The 18,457-nt window shown below is 76.3% G+C and carries 9 protein-coding genes; 5 read left to right on the plus strand and 4 right to left on the minus strand.

The features are described 5' to 3' along the window. Positions 1-65 precede the first annotated feature (65 nt). A complete protein-coding gene (locus BJY14_RS33565; RefSeq protein ID WP_179847280.1) occupies positions 66-1,016 on the plus strand; it encodes an ArsR/SmtB family transcription factor in 951 nt (316 codons plus the stop codon). 59 nt (positions 1,017-1,075) lie between these two features. Here BJY14_RS33565 and BJY14_RS33570 read toward each other — a convergent pair whose 3' ends face one another. Next, positions 1,076-2,128, minus strand: coding sequence for a right-handed parallel beta-helix repeat-containing protein (locus BJY14_RS33570; protein ID WP_179847281.1), 1,053 nt, complete (start codon positions 2,126-2,128; stop codon positions 1,076-1,078). 373 nt (positions 2,129-2,501) lie between these two features. On the opposite strand from BJY14_RS33570, the gene glnII reads away from it, so the two are divergent. Both glnII and BJY14_RS33580 read left to right on the plus strand, forming a co-directional pair. Further along, positions 2,502-3,515 carry a glutamine synthetase gene (gene glnII / locus BJY14_RS33575; protein ID WP_179847282.1) on the plus strand — a complete coding sequence of 338 codons (1,014 nt, stop codon included), beginning with the start codon at positions 2,502-2,504 and terminating at the stop codon, positions 3,513-3,515. A 180-nt stretch (positions 3,516-3,695) separates the two neighbouring features. Further along, a complete protein-coding gene (locus BJY14_RS33580) occupies positions 3,696-4,331 on the plus strand; it encodes a hypothetical protein (RefSeq protein ID WP_179847283.1) in 636 nt (211 codons plus the stop codon). Here BJY14_RS33580 and BJY14_RS33585 read toward each other — a convergent pair. The 3 genes from BJY14_RS33585 to BJY14_RS33595 form a co-directional block, all read right to left on the minus strand. Then, positions 4,312-5,139 carry a hypothetical protein gene (locus BJY14_RS33585; protein ID WP_179847284.1) on the minus strand — a complete coding sequence of 276 codons (828 nt, stop codon included), beginning with the start codon at positions 5,137-5,139 and terminating at the stop codon, positions 4,312-4,314. The genes BJY14_RS33580 and BJY14_RS33585 overlap by 20 nt on opposite strands. Before the next feature lie 66 nt (positions 5,140-5,205). After that, positions 5,206-5,649, minus strand: a complete 444-nt coding sequence (locus BJY14_RS33590) for a universal stress protein (RefSeq protein WP_179847285.1) — start codon at positions 5,647-5,649, stop codon at positions 5,206-5,208. Positions 5,650-5,681: 32 nt separating this feature from the next. Next, a complete protein-coding gene (locus tag BJY14_RS33595) occupies positions 5,682-7,412 on the minus strand; it encodes a RelA/SpoT family protein (RefSeq protein ID WP_179847286.1) in 1,731 nt (576 codons plus the stop codon). 276 nt (positions 7,413-7,688) lie between these two features. Here BJY14_RS33595 and BJY14_RS33600 point away from each other — a divergent pair, with 276 nt between their 5' ends. Beyond that, positions 7,689-14,195 (plus strand): type I polyketide synthase, encoded by a 6,507-nt coding sequence (locus tag BJY14_RS33600; RefSeq protein WP_179847287.1) that lies wholly within the window; start codon positions 7,689-7,691, stop codon positions 14,193-14,195. After that, the gene (locus BJY14_RS47455) at positions 14,192-18,454 is read left to right on the plus strand and encodes a beta-ketoacyl synthase N-terminal-like domain-containing protein (RefSeq protein WP_179847288.1); all 4,263 of its coding nucleotides are present in this window, start codon (positions 14,192-14,194) and stop codon (positions 18,452-18,454) included. Before BJY14_RS33600 ends, BJY14_RS47455 begins: the two co-directional genes overlap by 4 nt. Positions 18,455-18,457: the final 3 nt, after the last annotated feature.

Consider the following 18,457-nt stretch of genomic DNA (forward strand, 5'->3'; position numbering starts at 1 on the left):
TCCACGACGTTCCGGGCCGGGTGCAATGATTTCAGAAATAGGTTAAATGTCGTATTCTCCGAGCCATGCTCCGGCTCTGGCTCGACTATGAGGACCTCACCCGGATTCGCATCACCCCCGGCCTCTCGCCGCTCGCCCAGACCGTTCTCGGCGCCCAGGCCCTGCGCGGCGTCGGGCCGGAGCCGATTCCCGGCGGGTGGCGCTCGCGGACGCGCGCCAGGCTCACCGGCCCGTCCCGCCTGCTGCTCGATCTGGTGCCGTCCGGCCGCTGGGTCCCCGACTTCCTGACGCCGTACACGCTCGTGCCGGGGTTCGAACCGGAGCTCGACGCCGTCGCCTCGACGCCCGTGCGGCGGATCCGCGACGAGCTGGAGCGGTCGTACGGCCCGCGGCCGCCGGTCCCGTGGCTGCCCCGGCTCGCGGGCGGCGACGGGGAGACCATGAGGACGCTGGTCCGCGGGCTCCGCGACTTCCACCGGGTCGCGCTGGCGGACGCGTGGACCGGCCTCAGCGACCACCTGTGCGCGGAGGCGTCCCGCCACGCCCGGACGATGGCCCGCGACGGGATCGGCGGGCTGCTCGGGAGCCTGCACCCCGCCGTGCGCTGGACGTCCCCGGTCCTGGAGATCGAGACGTTGCGGGACGGGGACGTGCATCTCGGCGGGCGCGGGCTCCTTCTGATGCCCTCGGTGTTCGTCACCGGTCCGCGCGTCATGGTCGCCGGCGACGGCCCGGCGACGGTGGTGGTCCCCTCGTCCCGGCCGCTCAGCGGCGCGGGCGACACCCTTCCGCAGGTGTTCGGCCGGACCCGCGCCGCCGTGATCCGGCTGGTCGGCGCGGACGGGGAGCTCACGACGGGGACGCTGGCGGCCCGGCTCGGTGTCAGCGCGGCGTCGGCCTCCCAGCACGCCACCGCGCTGCGCGGCGCGGGTCTGCTCACCAGCGAGCGCCGGGGCAAGACGGTCCACCACGCGCTGACGCCGCTCGGTGAGCGGTTCCTGCGCGGCGGAGAGTGAGTGGACCCCGCTCCCGTCAGGTCGGCGAACGACGCGGGAGCGGGGTCTTCGCGGTGGTGTCAGCAGAGGCCGCGCGGGTTCGACGTCCGGCACCTGTTGTCGACGAAGCGGTTGGTCCTGCTGCCGCTCTTGTCGACCAGGTCGAACGGCGCGTTGCCCTTGGCGAGGTTGCGCTTGACCAGGTTGTGGCGGGCGGGCTGGCCCTTCGGGCTCGGGAACAGCACGATGCCGCCGGAGTAGGGCAGCGTGCCCCGGTTTCCGAGCACGGCGTTCTTCTCGATCCCGTTGTGGTCGCCGCCGAAGACGAGGATGCCGGTGCCGCCGAGCGGCGGGACCTCCTCGTGCTGCGGGCAGGACCGGTTGTTCTTCCAGACCTTGTTCATCCAGAGCCTGGCTTCGCCCTGGCCGCCCTTCTGGTCGTCGTTGACGAGCGCGGCGCCGACGCAGTTGCCGACGAGGTGGTTCTTCCAGACGGCGACGCTGCGGGCGTGCCGGATCAGCAGGCCGAGCGCGTTGCCGGAGGCGTGGTTGTAGGCGACGACGGTGCCGCGGGCGTCCTCGATGTCGCCGACGTAGAGGCCCGCCTCGACGGAGTTGTCGATGGCCCGGTTCTTGACGAAGCGGCCGCGGGTCGAGTGGAACTCCGTGATGCCGTAGGCGCCGTTCCGGGTGGCGAGGACGCGTTCGACGGTCAGGCGGTCGGTGTACATGCCGTACACGCCGCTCTCCTTGAAGCCCCGGACGGTCAGGTTCAGGATGGAGACGCCCCTGACCAGGTGCTTCGGGCGGCCGACCACGCAGATGCCCATGCCGGCCGCGCCGGCCTTGGCGCAGCGGTCCTTGCGGCCCGGGTGGAGCACGGTCCTGTCGCCGTCCCCCTGGATGGTCAGGCGCTTGCGGACGAGGACGCCGCCGTCGTAGGCCCCGGCCTTGAGCCGGATGACGTCGCCGGGCCGTGCGCGGTCGACGGCTTTCTGGATCGAGTGGCCAGGCCACACGATGTGGATCCGCCTGCCCTTGCCGCCCTCGGCCGCGTGCCCGGCCGGCGCGAAGGATGCCAGCCCCGCTAGCGCGACGGCCGTACCGAGCGAGGCCGCGAGAGTCCGCCTCATCCTTTTCCCCCGTTCTCTGCTTCACGATGAGGACGCGCCGAGGCGGCGCGTCCCCGCTCATCTTGAACAGAAGAGAAGGCGCGGCCGGGTGTGGGAGAAGTAAAGAAACTTCCGAGGGTTTCAGATAGTGGGTGAGATGTGTCTGATAAAAGCCGCGACGCCATTGTATTGGACGTTAAATGTCGATTTGCGGCGGTTGGAGGTATTTCCGGGCGGCGGCCGGAACGGAGTCCGGGCGGTGTGAGCAACGTCTCAGCAGGTCATCTCGCGTGTTACACGCCGTTCACAAACGGGCAACAGATGCGAAATGCCCGGTTGGCACGTTCTGTGAGGCCGAACCCGCAAGGCCCGGCAGCGAACGAAGGGACCGACGTTGAGCTACAAGGCCGAGTACATCTGGATCGACGGAACCGAGCCGACCGCACGGCTGCGGTCGAAGACGAGGATCCTCGCCGACGGGGCCGACCTGCCGGACTGGGGGTTCGACGGGTCCAGCACGAACCAGGCGCCCGGCGACCGCTCGGACTGCGTGCTGAAGCCGGTCTTCTCCTGCCCGGACCCGATCCGCGGGGGTGACAACAAGCTGGTGCTGTGCGAGGTGTACCTCGTGGACGGCACGCCCCACGAGACCAACACCCGGGCCAAGCTGCGGCCCGTGGCGGAGCAGTTCGAGGCGCAGGACTCCTGGTACGGCATCGAGCAGGAGTACACCTTCTTCAAGGACGGCCGCCCGCTCGGCTTCCCGGAGCGCGGCTACCCGGCCCCGCAGGGCTTCTACTACTGCGGCGTGGGCTCGGACGAGGTGTTCGGCCGCGACATCGTCGAGCAGCACATGGACGCCTGCCTGGCGGCGGGGCTGAAGATCTCCGGCATCAACGCCGAGGTCATGCCCGGCCAGTGGGAGTTCCAGATCGGCCCGGCGGGGACGATCGAGGTCGGCGACCACCTGTGGATCGCCCGGTGGCTGCTCTACCGCATCGCCGAGGAGCACGACGTGTCCGCCACGCTCGACCCGAAGCCGGTCGAGGGCGACTGGAACGGTGCCGGCGCGCACACCAACTTCTCGACCAAGGCCATGCGCGAGGGCTACGACGCGATCATCGCGGCGTGCGAGGCGCTCGCCGAGAAGGCGCAGGAGCACGTCGCCGGGTACGGCGCCGACATCGAGCGGCGGCTGACCGGCATGCACGAGACGGCCCCGTGGAGCGAGTTCAGCTACGGCGTGTCGGACCGCGGCGCCTCGGTGCGGATCCCGTGGCAGGTCGAGGTGGACAAGAAGGGCTACATCGAGGACCGCCGGCCGAACGCCAACGTCGACCCGTACGTGGTGACCCGCCTGATCACGGGCACCTGCTGCGCGGCGCTGGAGAAGGCCGGCCTGGTCTGACGGGACCCGGCGGACGACGGCGGACCCTGACGGATCCCCGGGAGGCGCGGCCTCCCGGGGATCCGCCGTGTTCTGCCATACGGGGGAACGCGGCCAAACATCTGCAAAATGGTGAGGTTGGACGAATTCCTCCCTGCGGCGCCGGGTAACACTCCTACGTTCGCACCGGGGGAGGGAACAATGCCCGACTCATCCTTCGGGCGGAACTCCGGTGGCCTGCCGGGCAGGCACGCCGGCCGCCCGGCGCCGCGGCCGTGGGAACGCTCGTTCCGCTGCCCTTCCGCGGCGCGGCGGCGGCCGACGGAGGCACCGCCCAGACGGTACGAGGACTTCGTCGCGCTGCACGAGGAGATATCCAGGGAGGGCTCCGGCGCTCCGCTGCGCCCGTTGTGGTGGACGGGGGTGTCCGCCGCGCTGGTCGGCGGCGGCCTGGCGTTCGCGGTGACGATCGGGCTGCGGTCGGCGTTCGGCGTCGAGGTGCCGGTGTTCGCGGGCGGGCACACCGCCGCGGCGCCCGCCGCGACGAGCTACGCCCTGTGCGCCGCGGCGGCGACGATCCAGGCCACCGCGCTGATGCACCTGCTGCTGTCGTCGTCGGCGCGCCCGGTGCGGGCGTTCGCCTGGATCGGCGGCATCGCGGTGGCGCTGCTGGCGATCCTGCCGCTCACCCTGCACGCCCGGCTCGACGCGGCGCTCGCCACGTCCGCGATCAACCTGGCCGGCGGGTCGGCCGTGGTGGCGCTGCTGTGCGCGGTGGTCGCGGCGACGTCCCGGGAGCTCCCGTGGGACGGGCCGTTCAGACGCGGCCGACCGTGATCGTCAGCGGGCCGGGCGCCGCCGAGGAGACGACCCGGACGTGCCGCAGCCGCCGCCACACCTGCACGTCCACCGGCTCGTCCGGCGCCAGCAGCCGCAGCTCGCGGTGCATCCCGGAGAAGCCGAGGCACAGCGAGACGTCCCAGGTCCCGCGCGGCAGCGGATCGTCGATGAACGCCCGCGTCGCGGGCACCGCGGCCCGGTAGCCGAGCCGGTGCGGACGCTCCTCCAGCATCGCGATGACCTGGTAGACGTGCCGCGAGCGCCGCTCGGTCAGCAGCAGCGACCCGGAGATCGGCATGCCGGCCCGCCGCAGGTCGAGGTGCCCGCTGACGACGACCTCCTCGCGCTCCTCGTTCCAGCCCAGCGCGTCCGCGGCGACGGATCCGGCGACGTGCGGGCGGCCGCCGACGTCGATCGCGAGGACGCCGCCGGCGCCGAAGTAGGCGATCACCGTGCAGGAGCCGGGCAGGAACCGCCGCCGGGGCGAGGCGTCCAGGCCGGGCGCCCGGCCCGGGCCGAGCGGGACGACGGAGGTCTCCATCGGCGCGCCGACCGACAGGCTCACGTCCCACAGCCCGCCGGGCAGCGGGTGCCCGCCGACGAGGGTCGCGACGTCGACCTCCGCCTCGAACGCGACGCGCCCGTCCCGCCTGCGGAGCGAGGCGGGGACGCGCAGCAGGCCGTCGCCGCCGCGCTCGCGCAGCAGCACTTCGAGCTCGCGGACGGCTCCGTCGGGTTTGAGGGTGCCGGCCAGCCGCAGCGCCGACCCCGCCCAGCCGATCTCCGTCAGAACAGGATCTGGCATCGCCGCCTCCGCCCGCCCGTCGCCGTCCACCCACGCCCTTCCCCGCGAGCGGCGGCCGAACCGGGGTCAGGGCACGACGGTCACGGGCCACCGCCCCGCCTTGACCAGGCGGACGGCGACCGACCCGATGAGCCGGTGCCCCGCCTGCGCCGACGCGCCGACGACGACGGCGTCCGCGCGGGACTCGTCGGCGACGCGGGCGAGCACGGCGTAGGCGTCGCCCAGCTCGGTGACGAGGTCGTAGCGGACCTGCTCGCGCCCGGCGGCGGCCTCCAGCTCGCGGCGGATCTGCGCGGAGATCTCGTCGGCGGTCTCGCGCAGCGCGGCGGCACCGCCCGGGGTGAGGGTGCCCATCGACGCGACCGGCGAGACGTGCACGACGACGAGCCGGGCGCCGGCGCGGCGCGCGAGGCCCCACGCGTAGGCGCCGGCGCGCAGCGACGTCTCGGAGCCGTCCACCCCCGCCACGATCACCTTCGGTCCGTCGACGCCGTACTCGAACGGTCTCATGTGATCACCACGGGCCCAGCGTAATCGGCGGGTCAGGGCCGGGCGAACCGGGCCAGGAGGTCGTCGAGGCCGAGGACGCCGGTGCCGAGCGCCGCGTACATCGCGTCGACGTCGCCGTAGCCGAGGTCGCGGGCGACGGCCAGCGAGTCGCCGCGCGCCTCGGCGGCCAGCAGGTCGACGCCGCGCGCCGCCAGCGCCCGGACGAGGCGGCGCCGGCCGGCCTCGGCGTCCTCCTCGGCGCGGCGCAGCGCGAGCCGCTGCTGGATGTGCACGCGGGCGGGCACCGACACGGCGAAGCCGAGCCAGTCCTCGGTCGGGGAGCCGGCCGGGTCGGTGAGGATCCGCACGACGTTGCCGCTGCGGATCTGCACCGACATGGGCGCGAGCCGGCCGTTGACGACGGCGCCGATGCAGCGGTCGCCGGTGCCGGGGCCGAGCGCGTAGGCGAAGTCGAGCGCGGTCGCGCCCGCGGGCAGCGGGACGAGGTCGCCGCGGGTGGTGAACGCGGCGACGTTGCCGGCGGCGAGGTCGGCGCGCAGCCGGTCCAGGAACTCGGCGGACGGGGAGCCGGACTGCCAGGCCAGCAGCCGGCTCAGCCACACCAGGTCGCGGCGCTCGGCGACGGTGGGGCCGGTGTCGCGGCCCGCGTCCCTGATGTGCGCGACGATGCCGTACTCGGCGACCGGGTGCATCGCCTCGCTGCGGATGATCACCTCGAACGGGTCGCCGTCCGGGCTGATCACCCGGGTGTGCAGGGACCGGTACAGGTTGTCCTTGGGCGTCGCGATGAAGTCGCGGACCTGCCCGGCCACCGGGTGCAGCGCGGCGTGCACGGCCCCGAGCGCGATGTAGCAGTCGCTCTCCGCGCCGTCCACCACCAGCAGGAGCCGCGCCGCCTCGCAGGGCCGCAGCCCGGCCAGGCCGCCGCCGAACGACTGGTGCACCGCGTACAGGTGGGACGGCCGGACCTCCACCCGCGCCCTGACCCGGTGCTCGGCGAGCGAGGGGCGCAGCAGCGCCGTCGCGGGCCCGAACGTGCGGTCCGCCAGGCTCAGCGCCGCCCGGACGGCGCGCCGCGTCTCCTCGTGCGCGCAGGGGTCGCGGGCGGCGAAGGCGAGATCGTCCATCTCCCGCTTGAGGACGTGGATGCCGAGCCGCTCGGCGAACGGGACCAGCAGCTCGTGGGACGCCTGCGCGTAGGGGGCGCGCTTGTGCTCGGGCTGGTGGCGCAGCGTCCGCAGGTTGTGCAGCCGGTCCGCCAGCTTGATCACCAGCACCCGCAGGTCGGCCGCCGCGGCCAGCACGATCTTGCGGAACGTCTCGGCCTCGGCGCGGTCGCCCCAGCGGCTGCCGTCCAGCTTGGTGACGCCGTCGACCAGCACCGCGATCTCGTCGCCGAAGTCGGCGCGGACCTCCCCGAGCGTGTACGGGGTGTCCTCGACGGTGTCGTGCAGGAGCGCGGCGACCAGGGTCGTGGTGTCCAGCCCCATGCCGGCGAGGATCAGCGCGACGGCCAGCGGATGGGTGATGTACGGGGCGCCGGACTTGCGGAGCTGCCCGCGGTGCATCCGCTCGGCCACCGCGTACCCGCGCAGCAGTTCGGCCTCGGCGGCCCCCGGGAGGGGGCCGCCCGGGTGGGCGGCGCGATGGGCGGCGAGCAGGGGGGCGAGGGCGGCCCGCACGGGGTCCGGGCCGCCGCCCGCCTCCTCCCGCCGCCGCGCCGGGAGGCGGAACCGTCCCGTCGCCGGATTGAGCGTCGCCATCGCGCCCCCGCCTGGCCCGTCCGCGGCACACCGCCACGGACTGTGATCGCCATTATGCGCGATGTGGCCGCGCGGGGGCGAGACCCTGGCCGGGGCCACCTCCGGCCCCCTCCGCGCGTCAAGGGACGTTCCAATCTCCTTAGCCGTGCCGCCATCAACGCGCCCCCGGGTGTGTCGCCTCCGTGATCGAGGCGTCGCCGACCGTAGTGTTGCGCACCGTTGTTGCGAGCCGCGCCGGTCACGCGCCGGGCCGCGCGGGACGTCGGGGGGCTGTGCATGGCGGGCAGGGGCGGGCGGGACGGAGGCCGGGGCGAGCGGCCCCCGATCGAGATCATCGGGGTCTCCCCGTTCGGCCGGCCGGCGCCCCATCTCGCCGTCGCCGTCGCACGCGCGGGCGGCACCGGCGTGCTCGACCTCGGCGCCGACCGGGCGGCCGGGCTGGCCGCCCTCGCCGACGCCGGCCGCTGGTGGGAGGGCCCGTTCGGCGTCCGCGTGCCCGCCGGGTGCCGGATCGAGCCGGACGAGGTCCCCGAGACCGCCGCGACGGTCCTGGTCGACGCGCCCGTGCTGGTGGGCGAGCGCGCACAGGGGACGGACGTCGCCGGGTTCGTCCGCGGGCGCCGCCTCCTGGTGGAGGTCGTGGGCCCGGACGAGGCCGCCGCCGCGATCGCCGCGGCCCGGGAGATCACCGGCGACGTGGGGCTCGTCGCGCGGGGCCGCGAGGCGGGCGGGCGCGTCGGCGAGCTGACCACCTTCGTGCTGCTCCAGCACCTCCTGGCGGACATGGATCGCCTGGGCGGCACGGCCGTCCCCGTGTACGCGGCGGGCGGGATCGGGCCGCACTCCGCCGCCGCGGCGGTCGCCGGGGGCGCGGCCGGTGTCGTCCTGGACGTCCAGCTCGCGCTGGTCCGCGAGGCGGAGCCGCCCGCCGGCGTCGCGGCCAGGCTCGCGACGATGGACGGCACCGAGACGGAGGTCGTCGACGGGTACCGCCGGGAGTCCGGCGTCCCGGAGAACGGGCGGCGCCCGCTGCCCGTGGGGCAGGACGCGCCGCTCGCCGCCGCGCTCGCCGAGCGGTACAGGACGGCCGGGGGAGTGGTGCGGGCCGTCCGGGAGCAGATCGAGCTGCACCTGCGGGCCGCCGTGCGGTCCGAGCCGCTCGCGCCGCGTTCCGGGCCGGTCGTCGTGCAGGGCCCCATGACGCAGGTCAGCGACACCTCCGCGTTCGCCGGCGCGGTCGCGCAGGACGGCGGCCTGCCGTTCCTCGCGCTCGCCCTGATGGACCCCGGCCGGGTGCGTGAGCTGCTGCGCGAGACCGCCGACCGGCTCGGCGGGCGTCCGTGGGGCGTCGGCGTCCTCGGGATCGCGCCGCCGGAACTGCGGGACGCCCAGCTCGCCGCGGTCCGCGAGGCCGCCCCGCCCTACGCGATCATCGCGGGCGGCGGCCCGGCGCAGGCCGCGGCGCTGGAGGCCGCCGGGACCAGCACCTACCTGCACGCCCGGTCCCCGGAGCTGCTGGACCGGTTCCTCGCCGAGGGCGCCCGCAGGTTCGTGTTCGAGGGCGGGGAGTGCGGCGGCCATGTCGGGCCGCGCGCGAGCTTCCCGCTGTGGGACGCGCAGGCCGAGCGGCTCGCGGCGTTCGGCGGCGACCCGCGCGAGCTGTCGCTGATGTTCGCGGGCGGCGTGCACGACGCCCGTTCCGCGGCGATGGTCGCCGCGCTCGCCGGGCCGCTGGCCGAGCGCGGCGCCGACGTCCGCGTGCTGATGGGCACCGCGTACCTGTTCACCGCCGAGGCCGTCGCGGCCGGCGCGATCCTGCCGGGCTTCCAGGACGTCGCGCTCGCCTGCCGCGGGACGGCCCTGCTGGAGACCTCGCCCGGCCTCTCCACCCGCTGCGCGCCCACCCCCTACGTCCGGACGTTCGAGGAGACACGCCGCGAGCTGGAGCAGGTCGGCACGCCGCGGCGGGAGGTGTGGCGGCGCCTGGAGAAGCTGAACCTCAGCCGCCTGCGCGTCGCGAGCAAGGGCCTGCGCCGCGACACGCCGGTGGACGCCGACGTCCAGCGCGCCGACGGCCTCTACATGATCGGGCAGGTCGCCGCGCTGCGGACGGCCACGACCCGGATCGCCGACCTGCACGCGCAGGTCACCTCCGGCGCGACCGCCTTCCTGGCCGCCCGCGCGGCCGAGCTGGGCGCGGCCGGGCCCGCGGCGGCCGCGAGAGGGGCCCGCCCGGCCGACATCGCGGTCATCGGCATGGGCTGCGTCTTCCCCGGGGCCCGCGACGGCGGGCAGTACTGGGCGAACATCGTCGGCGGCGCCGACGCGGTCACCGAGGTCGCCCGCTGGGACCCGGAGATCCATTACTCGCCGTCCGGGGAGGGCGCGACGCCCTCGAAGTGGGGCGGCTTCGTCCCCGACGTCCCGTTCGACGCGCGGGCCCACGGGATCCCGCCCGGCGCGCTCGGCGGCGTCGACCCGATCCAGCTGCTCTCGCTGGAGGTCGCGTCCCGGGCGCTGGCCGACGCGGGGTACGCCGACCGCCCGTTCGACCGGTCCCGGACGTCGGTGGTCTTCGGCGCGGCGGGGGGCGGCGACCTCGGCACCGCGTACGCGATGCGCGCGACGCTCCCGTCCTACTACGGCGAGGTGCCCCCGGGCCTGGACGAGCGGCTGCCGCGCCCGACCGGGGACTCCCTGCCCGGCGTCCTCACCGGCGTCGTCGCCGGCCGGATCGCGAACCGGCTCGACCTCGGCGGCGCGCACCACACGGTGGACGCCGGGGGCGCCGCGTCGCTGGCCGCGCTCGACGCCGCCTGCAAGGAGCTCGCCGCCGGGACCAGCGACATGGTGCTGTGCGGCGGGGCCGACCTGCGCACCGGTATCCAGGACCACCTGCTGCTCGCCTCGGCGGGCGCGCTGTCCCCGTCCGGGCGCTGCGCCGCGTTCGACTCGTCCGCCGACGGCGTCGCGCTCGGCGAGGGCGTCGGGTGCGTGGTCCTCAAGCGCCTCGCGGACGCCGAACGCGACGGCGACCGGATCTACGCGGTGGTCAAGTCGGTGGCCGGGGCCGGCGGCGGCCGCGCCCCCGACCTCGCCTCGCCGCAGCCCGAAGGGCAGCGCCGCGCCCTGGAGCGCGCCTACGAGCGCGCGGGCGTGCCGCCCGCGTCCGTGGGGCTCGTCGAGGCGCACGGCTCAGGCGCCGAGGCGGACGACGGGACGGAGCTGGCGGCGCTCGCCTCGGTGTTCGCCGGGGCCGCGCCGGGAAGCGTCGCGCTCGGGTCGGTGAAGTCGCAGATCGGGCACACCGGGTGCGCCGCGGGCCTCGCCGGACTCATCAAGACCGCGTACGCGCTCCACACGGGCGTCCTGCCGGGGACGCTGCACCTCGCCCGGCCGAATCCGGAGTGGACGCCGGACGGCCCGTTCGCGTTCGGCGGCGCCGCCCGGCCGTGGGCCGCCGCACCGGGCGAACGGTATGCGGGGCTGAGCGGCTTCGGCGTCGGCGGCGCGCACTTCCACGCCGTCCTCGCCGGCTACGACGGCGCTCCCGAGCCGGTGTCCGGGCTCGACGAGTGGCCGGCCGAGCTGTTCCTGATCCGCGGAGCCGACCGCTCCGCCGCCCGCGCCGGGATCGACCGGCTCTCGGCGCTGCTGCCCGGCGGGCCCCGGCTGCGCGACCTCGCCAGGACCGCCGCCTCGTTCGAAGGCCCGGTGCAGGTGGCCCTGGTCGCTTCAAGCCTTGAGGACCTCGGGGCCAAACTCGCGCTCGCGGCCACGTTCCGCCCGGCGCCGGGCGTCTTCCCCGCCTGCGGCGAGCCGGGGCAGGTCGCGTTCCTCTTCCCAGGGCAGGGCAGCCAGCGGCCCGGAATGCTCGCGGACCTCTTCGTCGGGTTCCCCCGCCTGCAGCGCCTGCTGCGGCACGCCGGCGGACGGTACGCGGCCGCGATGTTCCCGCCCGCGGCGTTCACCCGGTCCGAGTCCCGCCGCCATCGGGCGGAGATCGCCGACGCGCGGACCGCGGAGCCCGCGCTCGGCATCGCCGGGCTGGCCGTCCACCGGCTGCTGACCGCGGTCGGCGTGCACCCCGACCTCGCCGCCGGGCACGGCTGCGGCGAGCTCGTCGCGCTCTGCGCGGCCGGGGTGTTCGACGACGCCGACATGATCGGCCTGAGCGCCGCGCGCGCCGGGGCGGTCCTGGCGGCGGCCGGCCCCGGTGCGGGCGCGGCGGTGGCCGCGGCGCCGGACCGGGTGCGCGCGGCGCTGGCGGAGATCGGCGACGTCGCCGTGACCCACCACAACGCGCCCCGCCAGGTCATGATCGCCGGAACCTCCGCGGGGCTGGACCGCGCGCTGGGCGTCCTGTCGGGGGCGGGCCTGCGCGCCGAGCGGACACCGGTCGCGTGCGCGGCCCACAGCCCGCTCGCGTCCGCCGCGTCGGCGGACCTGCGCGCGGAGCTGCTCGGCCGCGACCTGCGCTCGCCCGCGTTCCCGGTCTGGTCGAACGCGACGGCGGCGCCCTACGACTCCGACCCGTCCGAGCTGGCCGCCACCCTCGCGGGGCAGCTCGCCGCGCCCGTCCTCTTCGCCGGGCAGATCGAGGCGATGTACGCGGCGGGCGCCCGCACCTTCGTCGAGGCGGGCCCCGGACGGGTCCTCACCGGCCTCGTCGCCGCGATCCTCGGGGACCGGCCGCACACCGCCGTGAGCTGCGACGCGCCCGGCGGCAACGCCCTGGCGGGGCTGCTGGGCGCGCTAGCCGAGCTGGCCGCCGCGGGCGTCCCGGTCGACCCGCTGCCCCTGTTCGCCGGGCGCGACGCCCGCCCGCTCTCCGGCGAGCCCGCCCCGGCGCCCGGGTGGATCGTCAACGGCCATCTCGTCCGCACCGCTGACGGCGGGTACCCGGCGGGCGGGCTCCGGCCCGCCGAGCGCATCGAGGGGCCCGGGCCGGGCGGCTCGGAGGCCGCCGTCCTGGAGTACCTGCGCGCCAGCCGCGAGGTGATCGCCGCGCAGCGCGAGGTGGTCCTGCGGCACCTGGCGTCCCCGGCGGGACGGGACGCGGCGGCGCGGTCCGTCCCCGCGCCCCGTCCCGTCCTGCTCGGGGAGACGCTGCCGGACGGGAAGTCGGCGCAGGACGCGCCGGAGGAGCGGCCGGCCGCCGGCGGCGCGCGGGACGTGCACGCCGCCGCCGGCGCCGTGATCCGCGCCCGCACCGGCGAGGACCGCGAGGACGCGCCCGCCGAGCCGCCGCGCCCCACCGTCCCGGAGCCCGCCGTCCCGGAGCCCGCCGCGCCCGAACCCGGGTCCCGCCCGTCGCGGCCCGCCCATGTGGGGACCGCGGACCTGTCCGGGAGCCGTCCCGCGCCGCGGCTGGCGCGGCAGGTCCCGCGGATCGTGGAGCTGGCCGCGCTGCCCGCGCCGCCGGAGTCCGGGACGGGGTTCGCGGGCAGGCGGTTCCTGATCGTGGACGACGCGTGCGGTGTCGCGCTCGAACTGGCCGACCTGCTGGAGCGGCACGGCGCGCAGGTGCGCGTCCCGCCGGACGTCGACGGGCCCTGCGACGGGCTCGTCCATCTGGCGGCGCTGCGGCCGGGGGCCGCGCGCGTCCTGCCGGAGGCGTTCGGCGGCGTCCGGCGGGCGCTGGCCGGCGGGCTGCGCTGGCTGGTCTTCGCGAGCGGTGCCGGCGGGACGTTCGGGCACCGGTTCGACGGCGGCGCCGTCGGGGACCCGGGGCCGGGAGCGGGCCTGGGCGGGCTGGCCCGGACCATCGCGCGCGAGTACCCGGAGGTGCTCGTCCGCGCGCTGGACGTCGACACCAAGGACACCCCGCGCGCGATCGCGCAGCGGATCCTGGCCGAGCTGCTGACCGCCGAGGCGCCGGTCGTCGTCGGGCACGAGGGCGGCCGCCGCAACGCCCTGGACCTGATCCCCGCCGGACCGCCCGGCGGGAAGGCGGCCGACAAGTCGCGCCTCGAAGCGGACGGCGTCGTCCTGCTGACCGGGGGCGCGCGGGGCGCCACCGCGCGGGTCGCCCTGGAGTTCGCCCGGACGAGCGGATGCCACATCGAGCTGGTGGGCCGCACCCCCGAGCCCGTGGGGGAGCCGGAGTTCCCGGACGCCGAGGACGAGGCCGGGCTGCGGCGGGCGCTCGTGGCGCACGGCGAGGAGCAGCCCGCCGAGATCGAGGCGGCGGTCCGCCGGCTCCTCGCCGAGCGCGAGATCCGCCGGACCCTCGCGGCCCTGGGCGAGCACGCCGCCTCCGTGCGGTACCACGCGGCGGACGTGCGGAGGCCGGGCGCCGTGCGGGCCGTGGTGGACGACGTCTACCGGCGGCACCAGCGGCTGGACGGGGTCGTCCACGGCGCCGGCCTCGCCGGGGACCGCCTCGTCCGCGACACCTCGCCCGAGTCGTTCGCGCGGGTGTACCAGACGAAGGTGGACGGCGCCGCCGCGCTCGTCCAGGCGGTCCGTCCCGGCCTCGGGTTCTTCGTGGTCCTCGGCGGCATCGCCGGGGTGCGCGGCGACCCCGGGCAGGCCGGCTGCGCGGCGGCCGGCGACGCGTGCGGCGCGCTCGCGCACGTGTGGCGGAGGCGGCTGCGCGGGCGGGTCCTCGTCGCCGAATGGGGCCCCTGGGCGGGCGGCGCGGTGCCGCCCGAGTTGGCGCGCGAGCACGCGCGGTGCGGCGTCGGGCCGATCGACCCGGACGCGGGGGCGGCCGCGCTGCTCAGGGAGATCGCGCACGGGGACGAGACGTGGGTCGTGCTGACCGGGACCGTCCGGTGAGCGAGGCGGCGGAGCCGATCGCGATCGTCGGTGCCGGGGCGGTGTTCCCCGGCGCGGGCTCGGCGGCCGAACTGTGGCGCAACGTCCTCGACGGGGTCGACGCGATCGGCGACGTCCCGCCCGGTCGCTGGGACCCGGAGCTCTACTACGACCCCGGCGCGTACGGGCGGGAGCCGGAGGGCGACCGGTTCTACTGCCGGCGCGGAGGGTTCGTCGACGAGCTGGCCACCGTCGACCCGGCCAGGTTCGGCATCGTCCCGGCGGCGGTGCGGGGCATGGAGCCCGACCACCTGCTGGCGCTGCGCGCGGCCGGGGACGCGATCGCGGACGCGGGCGGCGCCGACCGGCTGCCCGACCGGGCCCGGATCGGCGTCGTGTTCGGGCGCGGCGGCTACATCACCCCGGGCGTGGCGCGGTTCGACCAGCGGGTCAGGACGTCCCACCAGGTCGCCGGGATCCTCGGCGAACTGGTGCCCGAACTGGGGCCGCGGCGGCTGGCGGAGATCCGCCGGGCGTTCTGCGACCGGCTGGGCCCCGACGAGCCGGACGCCTCGGCCGGGCTGCTGCCGAGCTTCGCCGCGGCCCGCGTCGCCGACCGGTTCGACCTGCGCGGCCCGGCCTACACGCTGGACGCGGCGTGCGCGTCGTCGCTGCTCGCCGTCGAGCACGCCGTGCGGGCGCTGCGCGGCGGGCAGGCCGACGCGATGCTGGCGGGCGGCGTCCACCACGCGCACCACGCCACCGTGTGGGGCGTCTTCAGCCGGCTCCGCGCGCTGAGCCCGAGCGAGACGATCCGGCCGTTCGACCGGGCCGCCGACGGGACGCTCCTGTCGGAGGGGACGGGCGTCGTCCTGCTCAAGCGGCTGTCGGACGCCCGGCGGGCCGGGGACCGCGTCCACGCGGTGATCCTGGGCGCCGGATCGTCCAGTGACGGCCGCGCCGCGAGCCTCCTGAGCCCGCTGGTGGACGGGCAGGTCCTCGCGGTCGAGCGGGCGTGGCGGGACGCGGGCCTGGACCCGGCCGCGCCCGGCGCGGTGGGGCTGATCGAGGCGCACGGCTCGGGCGCTCCGGCGGGCGACGAGGCTGAGCTTGCGACGCTGCGCCGGGTCTTCGGCACGGCCGGTCCGCAGATCGGCCTCGGCACGGTCAAGTCGATGATCGGGCACGCGATGCCGGCCGCCGGGATCGCCGGGCTGCTCAAGGCCGCGTTCGCGCTGCGCGACGGCGTCCTGCCGCCGACGCTGCACGTCGACGACCCGCATCCGGCGCTGGAGGGCGGCCGGCTGCGGCTCGTCCGGGAGGCCGCGGAGTGGGCCCGGGACGGAGGCGGCCCCCGGAGGGCGGCGGTCAACGCGTTCGGGTTCGGCGGCGCCAACGCGCACGTGGTCCTGGAGGAGCCGCCCGCCGCCCGCAGGCCGCGGCGGCGCAGGCTCGACGCGCCGCACTCCGACGAGGGCGTCCTGCGGCTGGCGGCCCGCACGACCGAGGAACTGTCCAAGGTCCTGGCCGCCCCCGACGAGGAGCTTCTCGCCGGGATCCGCGACGACGTCCCCGACCTTCCGTGCCGTCTCGCCATCGTCGGCCCCACAGCGCGCAGGCTCGACCTGGCGCGGGCCCTCGTCCAGCGCGGAACCGCCTGGCGGGGCCGCAGCGACGTGTGGTTCTCGCCCCGCCCCCTCCTCGCGGACGGCGGTCGGCTGGCGTTCCTGTACCCCGGTTTCGAGGCCGCCTTCGACCCGCGGGTGGACGACGTCGCCGCGCACTTCGGCATGTCGGCGCCCGCGCTGACCGGCCGCACGGACCTGGTCGGGCACGCCGCCGACGTGCTCCGCGCCGGCCGGCTGCTGACCGCGGCCCTCGGCAGGCTCGGCGTCGAGCCCGATGTGGCGGCGGGCCACAGCCTCGGCGAGTGGACGGCGATGACCGCCGCCGGGGTCTGCGACGCGGACGCGGTCGAGGCGCTCCTCGGCGCCCTCGACGGCGAGGCACTGGACGTCCCCGACGTCGCGTACGCGGCCCTCGGCTGCGGCGCGGCCCGGGCGCAGGAGGCCGTGGGCGGGCGGTCCGGCGTCGTCGTCAGCCACGACAACTGCCCGCACCAGTCGGTGGTGTGCGGCCCGGCCGGGGAGGTCCGCGAGGTCCTGGGCCGGCTCGCCTCCGAAGGTGTGCTCGGCCGGGAGCTGCCGTTCCGGTCGGGGTTCCACACCCCGCTCGCCGAGGCGTACGAGAAGCAGGTGCGGCGCGCGTTCGAGGCGCTGGAGATCCGCGAGCCCCGCGTTCCGCTGTGGTCGGCGACAACGGTCGCGCCGTTCCCGCGCCGCCCCGCCGAGGTCCGCGAGCTGGTCGCGCGCCACCTGCTGGAGCCCGTCCGGTTCAGCGAGCTGGTCGAGGAGCTGTACGGCGCGGCGCACGTGCGGGCGTTCGTGCAGGTCGGGCCGGGCGGCCTCACCGAGTTCGTCGCCGACCGCCTCGGCGGCCGCGAGCACCTCGCGATCGCCGTCAACGTGCCGAAGCGCGACGGGATGGCGCAGCTCCGCCGCGTCGTCGCCGCGCTGTGGACCGAGGGCTACGGCGCGTCCTCGCCGCCCGCGCCCTCCGCGACGGGCATGCGCCTGGACCTCGGGACGCCGCTGGTCAGGCTGGACGGCGCGGTGGAGCCCATCCGGCTCGGCCGGGGAACGCCGCCGCTGCCGGCGGACGATCCCGTGCTGGCCGAACTGGAGGCCCTGCTCGACGACGCGACGAGCGGTGCGCAGTCGGTCCTGGAGGCGCTCGGCGGCGGACCTCCGCTGCCGCCCGTCCCGGGCGAGGACGTCTCGCCGGTGGCGGCCGAGCTGAACGTCTCCCGCGTCTTCTCGGTCGAGTCGATGCCGTGGCTGCGCGACCACTGCCTCGTCCCGCAGCCCCCCGACTGGCCGGACATGTCGGACAGGTTCCCGATCGTTCCGCTGGCGGGGCTGCTGGAGGTCATGGCCGAGACCGCCCGCGAGCTGCTGCCCGACCTGGTCGTCGTCGGATTCGAGAACGTCCGCGCGGTCCGCTGGCTCGTCGCGGCCCCGGCGACCGCCGCCGACATCCGCGCCTACCTCATCGAGTCGGCCGGGCGGCCCCGCAAGGTGAAGGTCGTCGTCAACGGCCACGCCGACGGGACGGTCCTGCTCGCCGAGCGCTTCGCGGCACCGCCCCAGCCGGACCGCACGCCGCTGAGCATCGAAGGGCCGCCCATCGTCACCGCCGAGCGCCTCTACGAGGAACGCTGGATGCACCACGGCCCGCTCTTCCGCGGCGTCACCGAGATCACGGCGCTCGCGGAGGACGGTGTGCGGGCCGTCCTGACCTCGCTGCCCACACCGGGCGCGCTCCTGGACGGCGCAGGGCAGCTCTGCGCCCACTGGCTCCAGGTGTACGGCGACACCAACCAGACCGTCTTCCCCGTGGGGATCGAGCGTGTCGCCCTCTACGGGCCCACGCCGTCCCCGGGGGAAGACCTGGACACGACCATCTGGAACCAGTCCCTCACCGACACCACCATGCGCTGCTCAGCGGAGATGGTCACGGAGAACGGAACGGTGTGGGGGCGCGTCGACGGATGGACCACCCACCGCTTCTACACCGACGAGGCGCTCTGGCGGATGAAGTTCACCCCCGAGGTGTCCGGAACAGGTGAGCCGCAGCCCGGCGGCTGGTGCCTGGCCCGCAAGCGGTGGGACGGCACCGCGTCCCGCGACCTGCTGATGCGCCAGTACCTCTGCGCCGCCGAGCGCGCCGAGTACGAGGCCCTCCCGCCGTTCGCGCAGGGGCCCTGGCTGCTCGGACGGATCGCGGCCAAGGACGCCGTCCGCGACCACCTGTGGCGCGACGGCCAGGGGCCGCTGTTCCCCGCCGAGCTCGCCGTCCAGGACGGCCCGGCCGTGACGGGGCCGTTCGAGGAGCCGCTCGCCCTCGCGATCGCCTCGGACGCCGACCTGGGCGTGGCCCTGGTCAGGCCCGGCCGCGAACCGGCGGGCATCGGTCTGGCCGCCATCGGGGAGGGCGCGCGGATCCGCGCGGCCAAGCAGGCGGTTCTCCAGGCGGTGCTGCGGGAAAGGGAGCCCGGGCCGGACCGCCTCGAACTGGTCGTGACCGTCGCCGACGCCGAACGGCTCCTGATCGCGGCGAACGGCACGGTCACCACGGTGGAGACCCGCGAACTCGAAGGACACGTCGTGGCCTGGACGGCCGCGTCCGGCACGGCGGACATGGAGGAGGCACGCGCATGAGCG

This window comes from Actinomadura luteofluorescens, assembly GCF_013409365.1.
GTDB classification, from domain to species: domain Bacteria; phylum Actinomycetota; class Actinomycetes; order Streptosporangiales; family Streptosporangiaceae; genus Spirillospora; species Spirillospora luteofluorescens.